At 40.3% G+C, this 21227-nt stretch carries 14 protein-coding genes; all 14 read left to right on the forward strand.

Translation table 11 applies throughout. From position 1 onward, the window contains the following. Window positions 1-176 precede the first annotated feature (176 nt). The 14 genes from DWW77_RS11400 to DWW77_RS11465 all read left to right on the forward strand — a co-directional run bounded on the left by DWW77_RS11400 (window position 177) and on the right by DWW77_RS11465 (window position 21118). Entirely contained in the window at window positions 177-3236 is a 3060-nt protein-coding gene (locus DWW77_RS11400; protein ID WP_114002668.1) for a glycoside hydrolase family 2 TIM barrel-domain containing protein, read from the forward strand. A gap of 58 nt (window positions 3237-3294) precedes the next feature. Then, the gene (locus DWW77_RS11405; protein WP_118608732.1) at window positions 3295-4728 is read left to right on the forward strand and encodes an alpha-L-fucosidase; all 1434 of its coding nucleotides are present in this window, start codon (window positions 3295-3297) and stop codon (window positions 4726-4728) included. A 93-nt stretch (window positions 4729-4821) separates the two neighbouring features. Continuing rightward, a complete protein-coding gene (locus DWW77_RS11410; protein WP_118064526.1) occupies window positions 4822-5958 on the forward strand; it encodes a response regulator transcription factor in 1137 nt (378 codons plus the stop codon). Next, a complete protein-coding gene (locus DWW77_RS11415) occupies window positions 5937-7898 on the forward strand; it encodes a sensor histidine kinase (RefSeq protein ID WP_118608733.1) in 1962 nt (653 codons plus the stop codon). Before DWW77_RS11410 ends, DWW77_RS11415 begins: the two co-directional genes overlap by 22 nt. A gap of 16 nt (window positions 7899-7914) precedes the next feature. Continuing rightward, entirely contained in the window at window positions 7915-8829 is a 915-nt protein-coding gene (locus tag DWW77_RS11420) for an ABC transporter permease subunit (protein ID WP_118064554.1), read from the forward strand. 13 nt (window positions 8830-8842) lie between these two features. Then, on the forward strand, window positions 8843-9754 hold the full coding sequence (locus DWW77_RS11425) for a carbohydrate ABC transporter permease (RefSeq protein WP_118064532.1): 912 nt from the start codon (window positions 8843-8845) through the stop codon (window positions 9752-9754). A 170-nt stretch (window positions 9755-9924) separates the two neighbouring features. Beyond that, entirely contained in the window at window positions 9925-10380 is a 456-nt protein-coding gene (locus DWW77_RS11430; protein WP_118064534.1) for a hypothetical protein, read from the forward strand. Beyond that, on the forward strand, window positions 10340-11641 hold the full coding sequence (locus tag DWW77_RS11435; RefSeq protein ID WP_118064536.1) for a right-handed parallel beta-helix repeat-containing protein: 1302 nt from the start codon (window positions 10340-10342) through the stop codon (window positions 11639-11641). Before DWW77_RS11430 ends, DWW77_RS11435 begins: the two co-directional genes overlap by 41 nt. 1 nt (window position 11642) lies before the next feature. Continuing rightward, the gene (gnpA, locus tag DWW77_RS11440) at window positions 11643-13808 is read left to right on the forward strand and encodes a 1,3-beta-galactosyl-N-acetylhexosamine phosphorylase (RefSeq protein WP_118064538.1); all 2166 of its coding nucleotides are present in this window, start codon (window positions 11643-11645) and stop codon (window positions 13806-13808) included. A 45-nt stretch (window positions 13809-13853) separates the two neighbouring features. Then, window positions 13854-14579, forward strand: coding sequence for a glucosamine-6-phosphate deaminase (nagB, locus tag DWW77_RS11445; protein ID WP_118064540.1), 726 nt, complete (start codon window positions 13854-13856; stop codon window positions 14577-14579). 44 nt (window positions 14580-14623) lie between these two features. Continuing rightward, on the forward strand, window positions 14624-16864 hold the full coding sequence (locus tag DWW77_RS11450) for a glycoside hydrolase family 95 protein (RefSeq protein WP_118608734.1): 2241 nt from the start codon (window positions 14624-14626) through the stop codon (window positions 16862-16864). 747 nt (window positions 16865-17611) lie between these two features. Next, a complete protein-coding gene (locus DWW77_RS11455) occupies window positions 17612-18142 on the forward strand; it encodes an RNA polymerase sigma factor (protein ID WP_118064542.1) in 531 nt (176 codons plus the stop codon). Then, entirely contained in the window at window positions 18126-19553 is a 1428-nt protein-coding gene (locus tag DWW77_RS11460; protein WP_118064544.1) for a DUF4179 domain-containing protein, read from the forward strand. The genes DWW77_RS11455 and DWW77_RS11460 overlap by 17 nt, the downstream gene beginning before the upstream one ends. A 362-nt stretch (window positions 19554-19915) precedes the next feature. Then, window positions 19916-21118, forward strand: a complete 1203-nt coding sequence (locus DWW77_RS11465; RefSeq protein WP_243003935.1) for a L,D-transpeptidase family protein — start codon at window positions 19916-19918, stop codon at window positions 21116-21118. The last annotated feature ends 109 nt before the right edge of the window (window positions 21119-21227 follow it).

Raw genomic sequence — 21227 nt, forward strand, 5'->3', positions numbered from 1 at the left:
AATTGTGCAATTTTACGATTCTACAAAATATTGTTAAAAAATAGTTGGTTATTATGTAATAAGTATAACATTTTGTGCATGTTTTGTCGAATGTTGTTTATGTATTTTTTTATAATAAAAAAGTATAATGATAGTACGACAAAAGCAAAACAATAAACGTATTGGGAGGATATCACATGATCATACCTAAGCATTATGAAAATCTTAACATGCTGCATGAGAATACCATGCCATACCGTTCCTACTATGTACCGGCTTCCGCCTGCATGGGAGCCCTCGTACATGACAGGGAAAAATCGGACAGAATAGAATTTCTGAATGGAAACTGGAAATTCCGTTTCTATGAGAGCATTTATGACCTGCAGGAAAAATTTTATGAAGAAAGCTATGATACAAATGGGTTCGGGGAGATACCTGTGCCGGGGATCTGGCAGAATTTCGGCTATGACGAGCATCAGTATACCAATGTACGTTATCCGATTCCCCTTGATCCGCCATACGTTCCACAGGACAACCCATGCGGGGCATATGTTCATGAGTTTGAGTATGAAAAAGATGAACATGCGCCAAAAGCATATCTGAACTTTGAAGGCGTGGATTCCTGCTTTTATGTATGGTTAAACGGATGTTATGTGGGATATAGCCAGGTTTCACACTGCACCAGTGAATTTGATGTGACAGATTACATCCGTAGTGGAAAGAATACACTGGCAGTGCTGGTTCTGAAATGGTGTGATGGTACTTATCTGGAAGACCAGGATAAATTCCGAATGACCGGTATTTTCCGTGATGTATATCTGTTAAAAAGACCGGAAGCAGTTCTGTATGATTACTTCACTACTACAAAACTACTGGGAAGTACAGCAGATGTAGAGATCTGTGCAAAATTTCTTGGCAGCGCAGCAGAAACTGTAAACATCCGGATCCAGGATATGGATGGCAACACAGTGGCAGCGGGTGGATTTAAAGAAACGGCTGAAGGGGAATATTCCCATAAAGCAGTGTTTACAATCATGGAACCGAAGCTCTGGAATCCGGAGACTCCATATCTTTATCAGGTAGTATTTGAGACTGAAGGAGAAGTGATCACTGACAGGATTGGTCTTCGTGAAGTAAAACGAGATGGAAGCGTAATCTATATCAACGGGGTAAAAGTGAAGTTCAATGGTGTCAACCGTCATGATTCCGATCCGGTGACAGGAGCTGTGATCAGTATTGAACAGGCAGACCTTGACCTGAAGATGATGAAAGCTAACAATTTTAACGCTGTACGAAGCAGCCATTATCCGAATGCGCCGTATTTCTATCAGCTGTGTGATGAATATGGACTCTTTGTGATCGCAGAGGCAGATAACGAAAGCCATGGTACCCAGAGCCAGTATCTGAAGAACCAGGAATGGGATAATGTAGTAGAACATTGGAATAAACGCATCTCCAACAATCCGGATTTTATCCCGGCTACCATGGATCGTACAAAGCTCTGTGTATACCGTGAGAAGAACCGTCCATGTATTGTGATGTGGTCCATGGGAAATGAATGCGGATACGGATGTACTTTTGAAGAAGCCTTAAAGTGGACAAAAGAATTTGACCCTACCAGACTCACTACATATGAAAGTGCTTTTTATCAGAGCTCTGACAGGGAATATGATTATTCCAATATTGATGTAGTCGGAAGAATGTACCCGGCATTTTCGGAAATAGAAGAATATATGGAAAAGGATCCGGAAAAACCGTTCCTTTTGGTAGAGTACTGCCATGCTATGGGAAATGGCCCTGGAGATCTGGAGGACTATTTCCAGTTTATCCAGAAATATGATGCACTTTGCGGCGGATTTGTCTGGGAGTGGTGCGACCATGCGATTTATAAGGGAAAAGCCGAAAATGGAAAAGGAATTTACTATTATGGCGGCGATCACGGGGAAGAGATCCACGATGGAAACTTCTGTATGGACGGACTGGTATATCCGGACAGAAAGCCACATGTCGGTCTGAAAGAATACAAAAACATATACAGACCTGCAAGAGTACTTCATTATGACCAGCAGACAGGTGAAGCTGTACTTCATAATTATCTGAACTATGTGGATTTAAAAGATTACATTTATTTAATATATGAAATGAGCGTTGATGGAGATGCTAAATATGTAGCTCATATAAATCTGGATGAGAGTATCCCGGCTCATGGTGAAGGAAAAATCAAACTTCCTGTTTCTGTTCCGGACAAAGGAAAATGTTATCTTAGAGTATTCTATTATCTGAAAAATGGCACACCGCTTATGCAGCCGGATACGTTACTGGGATTTGATGAGATTCTCTTAACGAATGCAGATGGAAGAAACCAGAAAGCAGCAGAGCTCCTTACAGAAACTGAAACAGATGATATCCTTACAGTGGAAGAAAATGATAAATTCTTTACAATCCATGCAGGACAGAAAACTACCTATGTATTTAACCGCCTGACAGGACTGTTTGAAGGACTGAACGTAAATGGCAAAGAAATCCTTGATCGACCAATGGAACTGAACATCTGGAGAGCTCCGACAGACAATGACCGTAAGATCAAACTGGAATGGATGAATGCGCATTATGACCAGAGCTATGCAAGAGCATATGAGACCTTCTGCAACATTGAAAACGGACAGGTACATATCACAGGAACCATGAGCGTTTCAGCACCTACTGTACAGAGGATCCTGAACGTGAAAGCAGAATGGATCATAACTCCGGACGGTGCAATCCGTGTAAAAATGAACGTGAAGAGGGATATGGAATTCCCGATGCTCCCAAGGTTCGGAATCCGGCTGTTTCTTGATAAAGAATTTGACAATGCGGAATACTATGGAATCGGACCAGATGAAAGTTATGTAGATAAAAAGAGATCAGGCCATCATGGAAGACATTGTGCGGAAATTCATGAGATGCATGAAGATTATCTGCGTCCGCAGGAAAACGGAAGCCATACAGACTGTGATTATCTGATCCTTAAAGGAGCAGATCTTACTTTTGCAGCAGCAGGAGAAAAGACATTCTCCTTTAATGCATCACCATATACACAGGAAGAACTGACAACAAAAAAACACAGCTACGAGCTTCAGCCGTGCGGAAGTACTGTTTTATGTCTGGATTATGCGCAGAACGGAATCGGATCTAACAGCTGTGGGCCGGAATTATCAGAGCAGTATCGTCTGGATGCAGAAGAATTTGATTTTGAGATTAAAATGACAATTAAATAATATATGTTCGAAAATAGATAGACATATTGATAGAATTTTGTGAAAAAGGAGAAGGATTATGCTTTATACAGGTTTTGAAGAAGATAAACGTTTGGTTCAGGTTGTACCATCAGCAAGACAGATTGCATATGAAAACATGGAATTTTTCTGTTTCATTCATTTCACTGTAAATACTTTTACCGGAAGCGAATGGGGAGATGGAACAGAACCGGAATCCATTTTTAATCCGACAGAGCTGGACGCACGCCAGTGGGCAAAAACAGCAGCAGAGGGTGGGATGAAGGGCTTGATCCTCACATGCAAACATCATGACGGATTTTGCCTGTGGCCATCCAAATACACCGAGCATAGTATCAAAAACTCCCCGTACAAAAACGGAAAAGGGGATATTGTCAGAGAAACAGCCGAAGCGTGCCGGGAGTTTGGACTTAAATTTGGTGTTTATCTTTCACCCTGGGACAGAAACAACAGCAGCTATGGAAAGGGAAAAGAGTATGACGATTACTATCTGAACCAGCTGACAGAGCTGCTGACAGAATATGGTGATATCTTTGTGATCTGGCTGGACGGTGCATGTGGTGAGGGACCAAATGGAAAGGTCCAGAAATACGACTGGCAGAGATATTATAAAGTGATGCGTGAACTGCAGCCAAATGCGGTGATTTCTATTTCAGGCCCGGACATCAGATGGTGTGGAAACGAGGCAGGGGAAGTAAGACCGAGTGAATGGAGCGTTGTTGCAAAGGATATGACTGATCCGGCGATCACAGCAGCGTTAAGCCAGCAGGAAGATAATGAAGAATTCCGGAACCGGCCGTTGGACGAGACCCAGACAGACCTTGGAAGCAGGGAACGCCTTGCAAATGAAAAAGAGCTTGCATGGTACCCTGCAGAGACGGATGTTTCTATCCGTCCAGGCTGGTTCTATCATGAGGAAGAAGACGGACAGGTCCGCTCCTTTGAGAACCTGAAAGACATTTACTTAAAATCCGTAGGGGGAAATACCACATTATTATTAAATCTTCCTCCGATGAAAAATGGCCGTATCCATGAAACAGATGCTGCAAATCTGAAACAGTTGGGCGAGTTTATTGAGAATACCTTTAAACATAATCTTTTACAGGATGCGGAAATATCTATACTCTCTGCTTCAAATGCTGAGAAAAGTAATGGAGAAGCATTAAGAATGGATGATTATGATTCTTATTTTGTAAATGATGAGGGGGATAAAGAACTCTCTATCAATATAAAATGGGAGAAACCGAGAAAAGTGTCATATCTGGTCATTAAGGAAGCTATTCCGCTTAGTCAAAGAGTAGAGTCTTTTTCTGTAAGCTATGAGAATGATGGAATTATGCAGGAATGTTATAAAGGAACAACCATTGGTTATAAAAAAATAATAGATTTACAGGAAATTGAAACAGCAAATCTTATTATTAATATTGATGATGCAAGAGTTGCTCCGGCAATATCATTTGTTGGCGTATATTAAAGAAGAACGAAAGGACCAGATACAGTTTTGTTTCTGGTCCTTTAATATTCAAGCCAAGAACCGCAATATTTTAATGTTTTATGGGGGAAGGAAATGTATAAAGTATTATTTGCAGAAGATGAATTATTAGTGCGCTTAGGATTACAGAACTCTATTCCCTGGAGTAAATATCAGATGGAATTATCTGCACTGGCTGAAAACGGAATAGAAGCTTTCCGGTTATTTGAGTCAATTCGTCCTGATGTCTTGATAACAGATCTTCGTATGGAAGGAATGGATGGCGTAGAACTTGTCAAAAGGGTAAGACAGATTGATAAAGATTGTGCCATTGTTGTAGTATCATGTATGAATGATTTCGAAACGTTAAGGAAACTAATTCCTTATAATATTAATGCTTATGTTTTAAAGGCAAGTATCAGTATTGATGAGGTGTGCGATGCATTGCAGAATGTACAGGAATATCTGATCAGAATAGGAAGAAAAACGGATAAAGCGGAAAGTAGCAATGATACGTTAGAGACGCATATTTCAAAGTTCTTATTAGGTAAAATAGCAAACTGTACATGGGAAAAGACTGATTTCATGGAGTATATGCTGTTGTTCAGCCTGAAAGATGAAGATCAGACAAAAATCAATGCATTGGCAATGGAGTTTATATATGAACTTGTAAGACGTCAGTTGCCAAATAAACTGCTGATTCCGTTAAAAGAAAAAGAATTTATTATATTCTATGAACATGAAGAACGAAATATAGATGAGCGAATAAAAAGGATTAACAGTTCCATTGAGGACTTTCTGGGGGTTCGCTTTGTGATCACATATTGTAATAGGAAGGAATCAGAAAGTCTGAAGAACTGGTTTGATCGTGCATATGTACAGCAATTTAATATAGACTATGATGATAACAGCGGAAAAGCATTGATTCAGAAATCAATATCTTATATGGAGGAACATTATCAGGAAAATCTTAGCCTGAAGGATATTTCAAGAATAATAGGCCTATCAGGAAGTTATTTTTCGTATTTGTTCAAACAGCAGACAGGTAAGAATTATATAGAATATCTAAATGAAATCCGGTTGGAAGAGGCAATGAAGGATTTAAAGAACAGTGATGAGAAGATTGTTGTAATCGCTCAAAAACATGGGTTTCAGAATTTAGAATATTTCTCAAGGTACTTTAAAAAGAAGACAGGAGAATCACCGGCTAGATGGAGAAAAACAAATCAGTGAAACGAATGGACTGGAGACAGAAGGTACTTATCTCAATATTAGGAAGTTTTATTGTGATATTAAGTATTTTATTCTATATTACATATCATTACTTTGTTGCAAAAATAGAAACAGGGAATGAAAAGGTAGTACTAATGACATTTGAACAGGCTGAAAAAAATCTGAAAAATGTTTTGAAAAATGCAGAGTTATGCTTGGATAAATATGTGACAAATGATCTGATATGGGATTTTGAGAATAATTATCCGGAAACGGACATTGAAAGTAATGAATTAAAGGTGAAAATAACGGATAGCTTTATTAATGAAATGTCTGTAAACAGGGAAGTTTCTGCACTTGGATTTTTGCGCGGAGATGGATGGGGGATTGTATCGTCTGTATTACGTAAAAACAGGACTGGTAACACTCAAATATCTGGAAATTTGCTGAAGGTACTCAGACAAAGCAAAGATGCATATCCCTATACAACATGGATCCCCAGCTGGGAACTGAACCTAAATAATGAAAGCCCGTTGCGATTGATGAGCCAAAATGCTTCGCTCATAGGTATAAAAGCACTGGGGGAGAGCAGTGAATTGGAAAAGGATGGATATCTTATTGTTGCTGTCAGTGAAAGTGATCTTCAAAGTACATATAGGTCAGTAGCCTTTGATGATAGTACAGCAGTTTTAGTAGACGGAAATAATCAGATAATATCAAATGTCGGGGAAAAGTTACTTGGAGAACAGCTCAAAACAGGAAGCGATACGCAAAATATTGAATATGACCTTGATATTTATAATTGGAAATTATGCGACATGATACCAAAGCAGGAATATATGAAGGACGCAAAAGATATCAGAAATTTCGGGGTGCTTATTTGTTTGGCTGCAATACTATCCACTGCATTTGTGTCAATTGTATGGAGTAGAAAATATACCAGACCAATTGAACTGTTGATGAAAAACATGCACCATGTCAGATACCAAGAGTTTGAGATAGATAAGCCTCAAAAGCTTGGATGGGAGGAGCTTGATCAGCTAAATGAAGAATTGTATTATACAGCGCAAAGTATTAAGGATTATATTGAAAGATTGAAACTGGTGGAAAGGGAAAAAACAAAAGAAGAACTTCTTGCACTTCAATATCAGATGAATCCACATTTTTTATTAAATTCGCTTAATTCCATTCGTTGGATGGCCATGATGACAAATAACAAGATTGTTGCAGATACACTGGTCACACTAGGAAAGATTATTACTCCCATGCTTCGAAATCCCAGTCTTACCTGGAAAATTGAAAATGAGATAGAATTTCTTGATAATTATGTAGCAATGATGCAGCTCAGATTTGGCCATGACATGGAATACAGTATGAACTGCTCAAAAGAGTGGTATGATCTGGTATTTCCGCGACTTATTTTGCAGCCGCTTATTGAGAATTGCTTTGTGCATGGAAGCAGTTCAGAAGAGATACGTACTATAAATGTAAGTGGTATCAGTGATAGCGGTACAGATAATCTTGTTGGATGGGATTACAACGATGTATTACCAGATGGTGGTCTTGTAAATCTTTGGAATGATGAAGACGTCATGAAAGCGAACCTTACCACAGCTGAGCAGGATCTCTGTAAACAGTTTGATATTGATTTACCAAGCGATCTTCTGAAGAAGCGTATCGAGGATGGCACAAGCATGGATCTTAGTGATGCTAATCCAACGATTCGTATGTGCCTTGAGATAACACCGAAAAACATTACTCGTATAGACAGCAACTGTATTGAACTTACTGAAAATGCTCTGCCGGGTCTTGTACAGGCAGAATCCGATGAAGCTTTCCAGTCTGCAAAGGAAGCTTTATTACAGCAGCTTGCAGACGCTGGCGTAGAAGAGTCTATTGAATGGTGGCAGAATGCATGGGAGACTTCAAAGAGTTCAATTGACAAGCTGGAAAGCAAATAAAGAAGGGAGCATGCTTATGAACCGGAAAAGGGCATTGGTGGCAAAAGCACCGAAAGATTATAAATTGCTTTGGATGGCAATGCCATTTATCGTCATAGTCTTTTTGTTTAGCTATGTTCCGATTTTTGGATGGATTTATTCATTTTTTGATTATGTACCTGGAGTAAGTATTTTTGATTGCGATTTTGTTGGCCTGGATTATTTTAAACTGATTTTTAATGATGACAATGTATTACGATCATTGAAAAATACATTTATTTTCGCACTTATTAACATTTGTTTGACACCGTTGCCAATGTTTATGGCTATTTTGCTTAATGAATTAAGAAATGGCCCAATCAAGAAATTTACACAGACCTTTACAACCCTCCCAAATTTCATCAGCTGGGTCATTATATTTTCCCTCGCTACAGCATTGTTCGCCTCTGATGGAATTGTAACAGGTTTGGCAACAGCATTGGGAATTGGAGATGCTTCCAATTCCCTGCTGGGCTCAAATGAAGCAGTATATTGGTTCCAGTCCTTCCTGTTGCAATGGAAAACATTGGGATGGAACTCCATTATCTATATGGCAGCTATTTCGGGAATTGACCAGGAACAGTATGAAGCAGCAAGGGTAGATGGAGCTGGATATCTTCAATGTGCTCTTCATGTAACATTACCTGCAATGATGGAGACCTTTGTGGTGTTATTCATTTTGAATGTAGGTAACTTCCTTAACACAGGATATGAACAGTATCTTCTGTTTAAGAACTCACTAACAGCACCAAATATCGAGGTTCTCGATCTTTACACTTACAGGATTGGTCTTCAGAATATGGACTATTCTTATGGTGTGGCCATCAGCGTTGTGAAATCTCTTGTAAGTATCTCGTTGGTTGTGGTAGCAAATCTGGTTGCCAAAAAGATCAGAGGCAAAGCAGTTATCTAAAGGAGAGACAATTATGGGCAAAATGAAAATTAAAACTTCACCATCAAGAAAAGCATTTCTTGTGTTTGATTCTTTGCTGATGATACTGCTTGCACTGGTTTGTATTTATCCGTTTTGGTATGTGTTATGTTATTCATTCAGTGACACAACAGCAGCATCTGTAAATCCTCCTGTGATACTTCCGTCTGGATTTACACTCAGCAACTATAAAGAAATTCTCACACTGAAAGGTTTCTTTCCGGCATTAGGAATGTCTGTGCTGAGAACAGTAGTAGGAACGGGGTTATCCGTATTCTGCTGTTCATTCCTTGCTTATCTTTTCACAAAAGATAAAATGCCGGCAAGAAAGATATTATATCGTTTTGTTGTATTTACCATGTATATTAGTGGTGGTATGATCGCAACATATATTGTAATGAAATCCTATGGATTGTTAAACAATTTCTGGGTATATATTTTACCTACAATGATTTCAGCCTACAATATGATATTGATCAAAACATACATAGAACAGCTTCCTCCAGCACTGGAAGAATCTGCTGCTCTGGATGGGGCCGGATATATAACCTGTTTTTTCAAAATTATACTTCCACTTTGCAAACCAATCATTGCAACAGTTGTAGTCTTTGTTGCTGTAGGTCAGTGGAACTCATGGTTTGATAATCATATTTATACTCGTGCCAATGAATCACTGACAACATTACAGTACTTATTGTATAACTATCTCAATGAGGCACAAAGACTGGCAGAACAGTTAAAGACTGCATCCAGTGGAGCTGATATGACGCAGGCAATGGCGGCTATTTCTCCAAAAGGAATTCGTATGACAATAACTGTCCTGGCTTCCTTACCAATTTTTGCATTATATCCATTTATGCAGAAATATTTCTCAAAAGGTATTATGGTCGGAGCGGTTAAAGGCTGATCATTAAAATCCCTGGCACTCGGATTGTAACGGATGTCAGGGATTTTTATTTTACGAAAGATAAAAAAATACATTGATATTACCAAGTCAGTATTTTTATAGATACTGTAGGAGACGGAACTCCGCAGAACCGGACTCTGCAACAAGGGATAACGGGAGATTACAGAATAATGTTAAATAATTATGGTTTTATGAATGATGACGAAATGAACTATATACAGGCCTGCCTGGAATTTGCTGCACAGTTAGGGCAGGTTGCTGATGACACTCTGGAAGCAGTAGAACGCAGACGCATATTGGAAAATGAAAAAAGAAAAGAACTTCTTGAAAAAGGAATTACTGTTTATGGTCTGAGTAATTTCTCAGTGCCTGCATATATACAGTATGAGCTGACAAGATTCCGACTGGATTTTGTCGCAGAGAAAGCTTTGATCAAAAGAAGTTATAATTATTCAATGATTACTTCCAAAGACATGATTTCATTTTGGAATGAGCATCGGGAACTGTTTACCCGTTACCAGGGTGACAGTTTTTCCTATGATGAAGTTGCCATGGTAATAAGGAAACGGATACGGGAGAAGGAATATGAGCAGGAAATTCAAAACATATTACGTAAGCAGCATTAATGGAGATGACTGCAACAATGGTGAAGCACCGGAAACAGCATTTGGATCCCTGGACAGGATTAATAATCTGGAATTAAACCCAGGTGATCGTGTTTTACTGGAAAGAGGATCCGTTTTTGAAAACCAGTACCTGCATATAAAGGGTAAAGGAACCAGGTCTGACAGAATTGAAATTGGTGCTTATGGAGAAGGTATCATGCCGTGCATTCATTCAAATGGCACCGGAATATGGTATCAGGATTATGGCGCACCTCTGGACTCGCCATCTCATGTATATAAAGGAGAGGTATCCTCCGCCCTGCTTCTTTATGATGTGGAATATATTTTGGTTCATGATCTGATCATAACAAACTCATCTCCATACACAACTATGGAAGAATATGCGGCACCACACAAAATGGACAGAACCGGTATTGCTGTAGTGGCGAAAAACGGAGGGACACTTCATGACATCACCATACGGGATGTATGGGTTCATGATGTTACAGGAAACGTTTATAACAAGCATATGAACAATGGCGGTATTTATATGACTGCCTTAACACCGGACAATGAAGAAAAAACAGGGGTCGCAAGATATGACGGGATCACTGTAGAGAATTGTACTGTGTGGAGAGTCAGCCGGTGGGGAATTGCTGTGGGATATACTTATCAGCATCAGAAGTTTTCCGGGGTAGAGCTTGATGAAGAAACTTTCAGGAAATACGGACATGAGAATATAATCATACGCAATTGCTATGTCAGCCAGGCAGGAGGAGATGCCATTACTCCTATGTATTCCCTTGAGCCATTGACAGAACATAATATTGCAGATAGCTGTGCAAAAGAGATGAATGATTCTGTGTATCGATATCCGGAAGACAGAATGGGAAAGGTAGCGGCTGCCATATGGCCATGGAAATGTAAAAATGCCCGGTTCTGTTACAATGAAGTTACAGATACCAGACTGAACCAGGATGGTATGGCATATGATGCAGATTCCGGAGATGGTACCTTATATGAGTATAATTACAGCCGGTCAAATGAGGGCGGTTGCATTATGTTCTGTATGGAGGAAGCTGTTCATAATATCTTCCGTAAAAATATCAGTTATGATGATCTGGGAGGGATTATCAGTCCGGCATGTAATCCGGATGCCCTTGTGACTGAAAATGAATTCTATATGAGACGTGAAGTTCCACTGATAAGGGAAAGTATGCAGGATGGGACAGTTACTTTAAAAAATAATAAAATTACAATAATCAAGGAGGACGGAAAGTAAGATGACTCAGAGAAAAGGCAGAGTAACAATACCAACAGATCTGGATGTGGTTCCACAGACACTGGAAATGTTAGATAAATGGGGAGCTGATGCAATAAGAGACTGCGATGGAACAGAGTTTCCGGAAAAACTCAAAAATACAGGAGCAAAAATTTATGCTACGTATTATACAACCCGAAAAGATAATAAGTGGGCAAAAGAAAATCCAGATGAAATACAGCAGATGTATATTGTGACGTCATTCCATACAGCTGTTTCAGATACACTTGAGATACATCTCATGGATCATCTCTATCCGGACATGCTTGCTGTGAACACAAGAGATGACATTCAGAGATGGTGGGAAGTAATTGATCGTACTACCAGTGAAACAGTTGATACAAAATATTGGTCTTATGATGAAAAGAGCGGAAATGTTGTTATACATCCTTCAATTGCATTCCATGAATATACCGTAAGTTTTCTGGCTTATATCATGTGGGATCCTGTACATATGTATAATGCAGTTGTTAATGAATGGAAAGATGTTGAACCACAGATTACTTTTGATGTACGGCAGCCCAAGACAAAAACACATTCTATGTTGCGGCTCAGAAAATTCCTTGAAAACCATGATTATGTAGATGTCGTAAGATTTACTACATTTTTTCACCAGTTTACCCTGATCTTTGACGAACTGGCAAGAGAAAAATATGTTGACTGGTTTGGGTATTCAGCCTCCGTCAGTCCTTATATCCTAGAACAGTTTGAAAAGGAAGTTGGATATAAATTCCGCCCGGAATTTATCATCGATCAGGGATATATGAATAATACATATCGTATTCCTTCAAAAGAATTTCAGGCTTTCCAGGCTTTCCAGAGAAGAGAAGTGGCTAAACTAGCTAAAGAGATGGTTGATATTGTTCATGAGTATGGAAAAGAAGCCATGATGTTTATGGGTGACCACTGGATCGGTATGGAACCATTTATGGATGAATTTGCATCTATTGGATTGGATGCGGTTGTAGGAAGTGTGGGAAATGGAGCAACCCTGCGTTTGTTCAGCGATATCAAGAATGTTAAATATACAGAAGGAAGATTTCTTCCGTATTTCTTTCCAGATACATTCCATGAGGGTGGAGATCCGGTAAAGGAAGCAAAAGTGAACTGGGTAACAGCAAGGAGAGCCATTCTGAGAAGCCCGATTCAGAGAATCGGATATGGCGGATACCTGAAACTTGCTCTGGAATTTCCGGAATTTGTGCAGTATATCCAGGAGGTTTGTGATGAATTCCGTACTTTATATGATAATATTCAGGGAACTACTCCGTATTGTGTGAAACGTGTAGCAGTTCTGAATTGCTGGGGTAAAATGCGTTCCTGGGGAAATCACATGGTACATCATGCGATTTATTACAAGCAGAATTATTCTTATTTTGGAATTATAGAGGCATTAAGTGGTGCACCGTTTGATGTATCCTTTATTAGCTTTGATGATATCCGTGAAAACAGAGAACTGTTGAAAAACTTTGATGTGATCATTAACGTAGGAGATGCAGACACTGCACAGACAGGTGGCGAAAACTGGATTGATGAAACAATCAGTACTGCCATCAGAGAATTTGTCTATAATGGTGGAGGATTTATAGGAGTAGGGGAACCGGCTGCTCATCAGTGGCAGGGTAAATTCTTCCAGTTGGATGATATCCTTGGTGTAGAAGAAGAACGAGGATTCAACTTAAATACTGATAAATATAACTGGGAAGAGCATAGAGATCACTTTATCCTTCAGGATACAGAGGGCGATGTTGATTTTGGTGAAGGCAAGAAAAATATTTTTGCATTGCCGGAAACAGAAATTCTGATCCATAAAAATCAGGAAGTACAGATGGCTGTAAAGACCTTTGGAAAAGGAAGAGGTGTTTATATCAGTGGTCTTCCATATAGCTTCGAGAATAGCCGTGTACTTTACAGGGCAGTTCTCTGGTCAGCATCTGCTGAGAAGGAACTTTATTGCTGGTATTCTTCAAATTATAATGTTGAGGTTCATGCATATGTTAAAAATAAGAAATACTGTGTTGTGAATAATACTTATGAACCGCAGGATACAACGGTATACATCGGAGATGGAAGCAGTTTTGAACTTCATATGGAACCAAACGAGATTAAATGGTATCAAATTCAGTGATGAATCTGTCTGGCACAGGGTCACCAAACGTTCAGGAGGGTATATATGGTTATTTACAAAGGAAAAGACTATAAGGATGTTAGCAGAAAAGCAGCAAATATTATGTCCGCACAGATTATCATGAATCCTAGATCAGTGCTGGGCTTAGCAACTGGTTCAACACCAGTGGGTATGTATCAACAGTTGATTGAATGGTATAAAAAAGGGGATCTTGATTTTTCAAAAATTACTACTGTAAATCTGGATGAATATAAAGGTTTGTCTCCAGACAATGATCAGAGTTACCGATATTTTATGGATCAAAATTTATTGAACCATATAAATATTGAAAAATCCCATACATATGTTCCAAACGGAATGGATGAAGACAGTGAGCGTGCCTGTAAAGAATATGACAAGATAATTTCCATGGTGGGTGGGATTGATATGCAGCTTCTTGGAATTGGAGGAAATGGTCATATTGGATTCAATGAACCCGGAGTAGCATTTGAAAAAGAAACTCATTGTGTAAATCTTACAGAAAGTACTATCAAGGCAAATGCCCGTTTTTTTAAGAGCATAGATGATGTACCGAAGCAGGCGTATACTATGGGAATTAAAAATATCATGTCTGCAAAGAAAATATTATTGATTGCTACCGGTTCATCTAAGGCAAAAGCTATTTATGATTCCCTTTACGGACCGATTACTCCAAATGTACCGGCTTCAATTCTGCAGCTTCATCCCGATGTAACTATAGTTGCAGATGAAGACGCATTACAACTTTTATGAAAATAGTACAGATAACATAATGTTAATATAGGAGGATAACACGAATGGACCATTGGATATTAAGTTACAAAAGCCCGGCAGAAGCCTGGAATGAGGCACTGCCGCTCGGAAACGGAACTCTTGGAGTGATGTCCTATGGCCGTCTGGAAAATGAAACACTTGAACTGAATCTTGATACTTTATGGTCCGGTGACGGCAGTTCAAAGCTGAATAAAAACGGCCATGCTGATCTTGGGCATCTGCGAAAGCTGCTTAAAGACCAGAAGCATCCGGAAGCAGAAGATTATTGTAGGAAACATATCCTGGGTGACTGGACGGACAGTTACCTCCCGGCTGGCAGACTCAATATGAGTCTGCAGATGTCCGGACAGGCACCCGGCGGATATGTACGCCAGCTCTCTTTGAACCATGCGGTGGAAACAGTGGCATCTGCAGGGTATAAAAGGGAGCTGTTTGTGAGCATGGCAGATCCTCTGCTGGCAGTCCATTTCCAGGCAGCCCCTGAACAGAAACTTCATCTTGAGATTTCACTGGAAAGTGAGATCAGATATGAGAAAATAAAAAACTGTGAAGATACCGTTTTGCTTTCCGGACGGGCACCCTCTTATGTGGCACCGCCATACTATGACTGCCCGGAACCGGTTGTTTATGAGGACAGAAAAGGAATCCGGTTTACCCTGGCTGTAAAGGCAGTGGCACCAGGGGGAAGTATAAAATGCTGTGATGGTAAGCTCCTGATCGAGGGAGAACAGGACATATTTGTTTATTTTACAGGAAATACAGATTTTGGACGGAATGCAGATACACCACAGCTGGAAAAAGAGTGTATGGAAGTATTGGAAGATCCGGATTATGAACAACTGAAGAAAAGACATCTGGGAGAATACCATAAATATTTTAACCGTATGGAATTATCACTGAACGACACCAGGGAAAACCGTTTGGCAGAGATGATGTTCCATTATGCCAGATACCTGATGATCTGTTCCTCCAGACCGGGAAGCCAGTGTGCAAACCTCCAGGGAATCTGGAACAACAGGATGCGTGCTCCCTGGAGCAGTAATTATACAGTTAATATCAACACGGAGATGAATTACTGGATGGCTGAGAGATGCAACCTGGGTGAATGTCAGGAACCACTCTTTGACCTGATCTGCCGGACAGCAGAGGATGGACGGGAGACAGCCAGGGAGGTCTATGGACTTTCCGGATGGGTGAGCCACCACAACCTGGATATCTGGGGACATTCCGGACCTGTTGGATATTTCGGGCAGGATGAGGACCCCTGTTCCTATTCTATGTGGCCTATGAGTTCGGGATGGCTCTGCCGGCATCTCTGGGAACATTACTGCTATACAGAAGACCTGGATTTCCTGAAAGACAGAGCATATCCGGTGATCGAGGGAGCCGTAAAGTTCTATCTTGGATTCCTGTTCCCATATGGGGAATACTATGTTACCGGGCCTTCCACTTCCCCGGAAAACCGTTTCTGTGGAGAAGATGGAAAATCCCACAGTGTGGGAATGGCATCCACCATGGATATCAGCATCCTGAAAGAACTGTTTGGGTACTACCTGAAAATATGTAACATCCTGGGCATAGAGGGAGAGACAGCGGATGTAAAACGGGTACTTTCAAAACTGCCGCCATTTAAGACGGGAAGCTTTGGACAGATCCGGGAATGGTTCCTGGATTATCCGGAAACAGAGATCCATCACCGCCATGTTTCCCATCTGTATGGTCTTTATCCCGGAAACCTGATTACAGAAAAAACCCCGGAGCTTCTGGAAGCCTGCCGGGTGGCTCTGGAAAGGCGCGGGGACGAAGGAACCGGATGGTGTATGGCATGGAAAGCATGCCTCTGGGCCAGACTCCGGGACGGGGAACATGCACTGGGGCTTTTGAAAAACCAGCTCCGTTATACCAGGGAGGAAAATATTTCCTGTGTGGGAGGCGGCATTTATCCCAATATGCTGTGTGCACACCCACCGTTCCAGATCGATGGGAACTTTGGCTTTGCAGCTGCGGTTGCAGAGATGCTTATCCAGAGCAGGAAAGGGCATATCCTGTTGCTTCCGGCACTTCCGGATGAATGGAAAGACGGAAATGTCCGGGGAATGAAGGTACAGGGTGACATCACAGTTGATTTCGAATGGAGAGATGGCAGGATACACAGGGTTCGCCTCTGTTCTTCCCGTGAGCAGAAAGTAACGCTGGAATGTAATGGAATTTCAAAAACAATATTTTTAAGACCTGATGGGACAGAGGATATGATTTTTGGTTGATCTGTCCTGAGGGCCTGGAAATCATAGACAGTGGTAAGTAATGGAGTACAATAAAATACAGCCAATCGATTTTGCCAGAAACTATTGATATTTCTTAGGATATCGCATATAATATAGTTAAACCAAAAGGTTTCGTGTAGCGGCACGTAAAAGCTGTACTGTGCCCGGGCAGGGTAATTACTGGGACTATTTGATACTCGGAAGGGTATTACGCCCACACCAGGGAGATACGGTGAGTCCGCGCCGGGGACTTAATGATACCGGCGACATTTTAGACGTTCGGAAGGATGTCGCGGCTGACAGCCAGCATAAAACCGCTTTTTAAGATTATGGGCACTGGATAACAAAAAGTTGTCCGGTGCTGTTTTTATATTATAGTGATGATTGGGAAAAGATAGATGGGAAAACAACAGGATAGAGAGAAAATCGTACAGGAGATTAAAATAGCTGCCGATCTGTATAGGAAGCATTTAGTGTGGCGATTCAATTAATCTATCCTGAGAGTATGAGAATTATTGACAGCCGTATCATGTAAAACGCACATGGTACGGCTGTTTTTATACCCTAATAGGACCTGATGATCATAAAATTTGAACGATTTCGGGGGTGTTTTTATCTGAGATAATTTTTTTAAAAATATTTGCAACCTTTTTAGGGATTCGTACGTCTAATAAGTAGGAGCACATAAATGAAGCTTCTATAGTATACTCCGGATGACTGGTCTGAGATAGGAGAATTGGAACTATAATGAATGAGGTTTTGATACAAAAAGCGAAGAAAGGCGACAAGGATGCTTTTTGCAGGCTCATGGATGAAAATGTACAGAGTATGTACAAGATTGCAGCAGCATATCTGAAAAATGATGAAGATGTTGCAGATGCAATACAAGATACGATCCTTTCCTGCTATGAAAATCTAAGAAGTCTAAGAAAGAACAGATACTTTAAAACATGGCTGATACGCATCCTGATCAATAAATGTAAAGATGTCATGCAAAAGAATAAACTGGTTACTTTTATGGATCAAATTCCAGAAACACCTTTTCATGAAGAATATGAGACAATAGAATGCTTACAGGCATTAGAACCATTGGATAGTAAATATCGTTTGGTTGTTATTCTCTACTACATGGAGGAATTTAATATCCGGGAAATCAGTAATATCCTGGATTTGCCAGAAAACACAGTGAAATCCCGCCTTCATCGTGGAAGAAAAAAAATCGCAGAGATATATGGATATAAATTAAGGAGGAACGTGCCTAATGATGACTCTAAATAATAATGAGAAAGATTTCCAGAAAAAAATGCAACAGGATACAGAGATTCCGGCGATTGTACATGAACATATCAATCAGGCATATCATTTGATTGAGAATAATACGGTTACTCAGAAAAAAGTACCAAGGGATCCATTCCACTGGATGAAAATCGGAGGCAGGGTAGCAGGAGGTATGGCAGCGGTACTGGCGGTCGGATTTATATTCTGTGCAACCAATCCAGTAATGGCAAAGAATATCCCGGTTGTAGGAGGGCTTTTTGAAATCTTGCAGGATAATGTAAGTTTCTTTGGTGATTTTTCGGATTATGCAACAACCTTGGAATCCGTTGATGGAACAACGGCAGATGGCAGTGAAGCAGATGAGGACAAGACAGGTAATGCCACTAGTGAGAATGCTTACATTAAAACAGCAGATGGGCTGACAATTACATGTTCTGAGGTATATGCCAACAGCCAGGCGGTCTATATAACTATGCAGTTTAAGAGTGATAAGCCATTTCCAGAAACGTCAACCAGGGCGGAAAGTGGAACACCGGTCATTGATCTGGATATGACTGGAGGTGTGGACTTTGATTCAGAAGCTAGTCGGGTGATCGACGGTCATGTGGAAGGACAGTTTCTGGATGACAACACCTATGCATGCATTTTCCGTTATGATCTTGCTCAGGCGGCAAAAGACTATACGGAATATAATGAGAAATACAATGAAATGACACAGCAGGTAATGGATGAGATGGGAATAACTCAGGCGGACTTAGATGATCAGACGGATGAAGGTTATGCACTGCTGGAAGAGTTTATCAATAAAGTATCTGAGCGTGGTGGAGCATATCAGAAATATATTAAAGATATTGAGATTCCGGATACTTTTAATCTGCATCTGGATATCTCGAAGGTAAGAGGGCTGGAAGCAGACTATGAGTGGTCAGAAGCGGATGATGAAAACTATGGAAGGGATGCCGGCTACTACAAATATGAAGGTGACTGGAGTTTCGATATCCCGGTTACAGTAGATGATTCCCGGACAGAAGTATTGGAACTGAATGATACAAACGATGCTGGTATCGGACTCAAATCCGTAATTCGTTCTCCGTATGAACTGACGGTAAATGAACTTTATAAGGAAGGATCCAACAGTGACTGCTTCATGGTAGCGCTTGATGCCAACGGAAACACACTTCCATATAATGAGTCTACTGGAAACTGTAATAACTTCGCAATTCAGGACAGGGATATTTCGACAGTAGATATTTATTTCCTGGATTATATCCAGTATATGGATGAACTGAAGGGGCAGCAGAATTTTGATAATCCTACGAAAGAAGACGGACAGAAATGGAAAAAACTTCTGGAGGAAAATGCAAAGTACCATAAGACATTACATTTTGATAGTGACAATGCAAAAAACTAATTGATTCAAAGAAAGATAAATAAGACATGAGACCAAAAGAAGTGATAGGGCAATCAATGAGAACCACAAAATCGGCAAGACCAGGTTCAGTTGTTTATGTGCCGATGGATAAATCGGAATTCAGATCCATTATATTTTCAGAAAAGAAGAAAAATAAAATTAAGAAAATTGTAATATTGATTATATTGATGATTTTTGTTATAGGCTGTTGTATATATGCAGGTATATCTTATTATTACTCATATCACTTCTTTTATGGGACGACCATCAATGGGATTGACAGTTCAAATAAGACAGCATATGAGGTTGAGCAGGAGATTGCTGGGAAAAAGGATAACTATACTATTCAGGTAAGGGCAAGAATGCAGGACCCGCAGGCCATTACAGGAAAAGATATCGATTATAAATACGTATCCAGCGGTGCGGTTCTCCAGCTGCTGAAAACTCAGAAATCATGGGAATGGATCGGCAGTCTTTTTGAAACAAAAAACTATATGGTTCAAGAAGAGACTTTTTTCAGCCGGGAGAAACTGGAAGAACAGGTAAATTCATTAAATTGTGCGAAAAAAGAGAATCAGATAGCACCGGAAAATGCGTATGTAAGTTTTGTTAACTCAGAATTCACTATTGTGCCAGAAACGGAAGGCAATGAATTAAATACCAAAGAAGCTTATCAGATGATATGCAGGGCAATCGATAACGATGCGGCAGAGGTAGATCTGGAAAGTGATCCAAAGGCTTATAAGAAAGCAGATGTGACGAAAGAAAGTTCAGAGCTTCAGAATATGGTAGATACATATAAGAACCTGACAAAAGTAAATATCACATATACATTTGGAGATGAAACGGTAACACTCGATGGGAATACCATCAAAAACTGGCTGCAGTTTGACGAGAAAGGGCAGCTGCTCCAGAATGATGAAGCCTTCCGGCAGCATGTAGTGGATTATGTGGCACAGCTTGCAGCAGATCATGATACAGTTGGCACTGAAAGACAATTCCAGACCACGAGCGGAAAGACGGTGTATGTATATGGCTCAGCTTATGGATGGAAGATTGATCAGGACAAGGAAGTAGCACAGCTCATGCAGGAAATTCAGTCAGGAACTCAGACAACCAGGGAACCGGTATATTCTATGAGGGCAAATGCACACGGAATCAATGATCTTGGAGATACATATATAGAGGTAGATCTTACAGAACAGTATATGTGGTATTATCAGAATGGAAATATTATTTTCCAATCAGAAATCGTATCAGGACTGCCAAGCGATCCGGATAGAAAAACACCCCCTGGAATATTCACACTGAATTCAAAGAGCAGTCCGTCCGTGCTGCGAGGTGAAATGACAGCAAATGGAACCTATTCTTATGAACAGCCGGTAACGTACTGGATGCCATTCAATGGAGGAATTGGCTTTCATGATGCAGACTGGCAGCCGTACTTTGGTGGTGACAGATATCTTACAGGTGGTTCTCATGGATGCATCAATCTTCCACCAGAAAATGCCGGACAGCTTTATAGTCTTATTCAGTATGATGTCCCGATAATCTGTTTTTACTAATTCTATATTCAAGATGTACAGGACAGGAGCTAAGTTGTAATGCAGCTGGCTCCTGTTTTTCATTGTCAACAGTATCAGCCTGACGCATGATCACCATTTCGGTAATCCA

The sequence above is a fragment of the Ruminococcus sp. AF17-12 genome, from assembly GCF_003479245.1.
Lineage (GTDB): Bacteria > Bacillota > Clostridia > Lachnospirales > Lachnospiraceae > Blautia_A > Blautia_A fusiformis.

Excerpts from the sequence above, each read along its gene's own strand:
- DWW77_RS11400 (WP_114002668.1), top strand. The coding sequence starts at position 177 with ATGATCATACCTAAGCATTATGAAAATCTTAACATGCTGCATGAGAAT.
- DWW77_RS11405 (WP_118608732.1), top strand. The coding sequence starts at position 3,295 with ATGCTTTATACAGGTTTTGAAGAAGATAAACGTTTGGTTCAGGTTGTA.
- DWW77_RS11410 (WP_118064526.1), top strand. The coding sequence starts at position 4,822 with ATGTATAAAGTATTATTTGCAGAAGATGAATTATTAGTGCGCTTAGGA.
- DWW77_RS11415 (WP_118608733.1), top strand. The coding sequence starts at position 5,937 with ATGGAGAAAAACAAATCAGTGAAACGAATGGACTGGAGACAGAAGGTA.
- DWW77_RS11420 (WP_118064554.1), top strand. The coding sequence starts at position 7,915 with ATGAACCGGAAAAGGGCATTGGTGGCAAAAGCACCGAAAGATTATAAA.
- DWW77_RS11425 (WP_118064532.1), top strand. The coding sequence starts at position 8,843 with ATGGGCAAAATGAAAATTAAAACTTCACCATCAAGAAAAGCATTTCTT.
- DWW77_RS11430 (WP_118064534.1), top strand. The coding sequence starts at position 9,925 with ATGTTAAATAATTATGGTTTTATGAATGATGACGAAATGAACTATATA.
- DWW77_RS11435 (WP_118064536.1), top strand. The coding sequence starts at position 10,340 with ATGAGCAGGAAATTCAAAACATATTACGTAAGCAGCATTAATGGAGAT.
- gnpA (WP_118064538.1), top strand. The coding sequence starts at position 11,643 with ATGACTCAGAGAAAAGGCAGAGTAACAATACCAACAGATCTGGATGTG.
- nagB (WP_118064540.1), top strand. The coding sequence starts at position 13,854 with ATGGTTATTTACAAAGGAAAAGACTATAAGGATGTTAGCAGAAAAGCA.
- DWW77_RS11450 (WP_118608734.1), top strand. The coding sequence starts at position 14,624 with ATGGACCATTGGATATTAAGTTACAAAAGCCCGGCAGAAGCCTGGAAT.
- DWW77_RS11455 (WP_118064542.1), top strand. The coding sequence starts at position 17,612 with ATGAATGAGGTTTTGATACAAAAAGCGAAGAAAGGCGACAAGGATGCT.
- DWW77_RS11460 (WP_118064544.1), top strand. The coding sequence starts at position 18,126 with ATGATGACTCTAAATAATAATGAGAAAGATTTCCAGAAAAAAATGCAA.
- DWW77_RS11465 (WP_243003935.1), top strand. The coding sequence starts at position 19,916 with ATGCAGGACCCGCAGGCCATTACAGGAAAAGATATCGATTATAAATAC.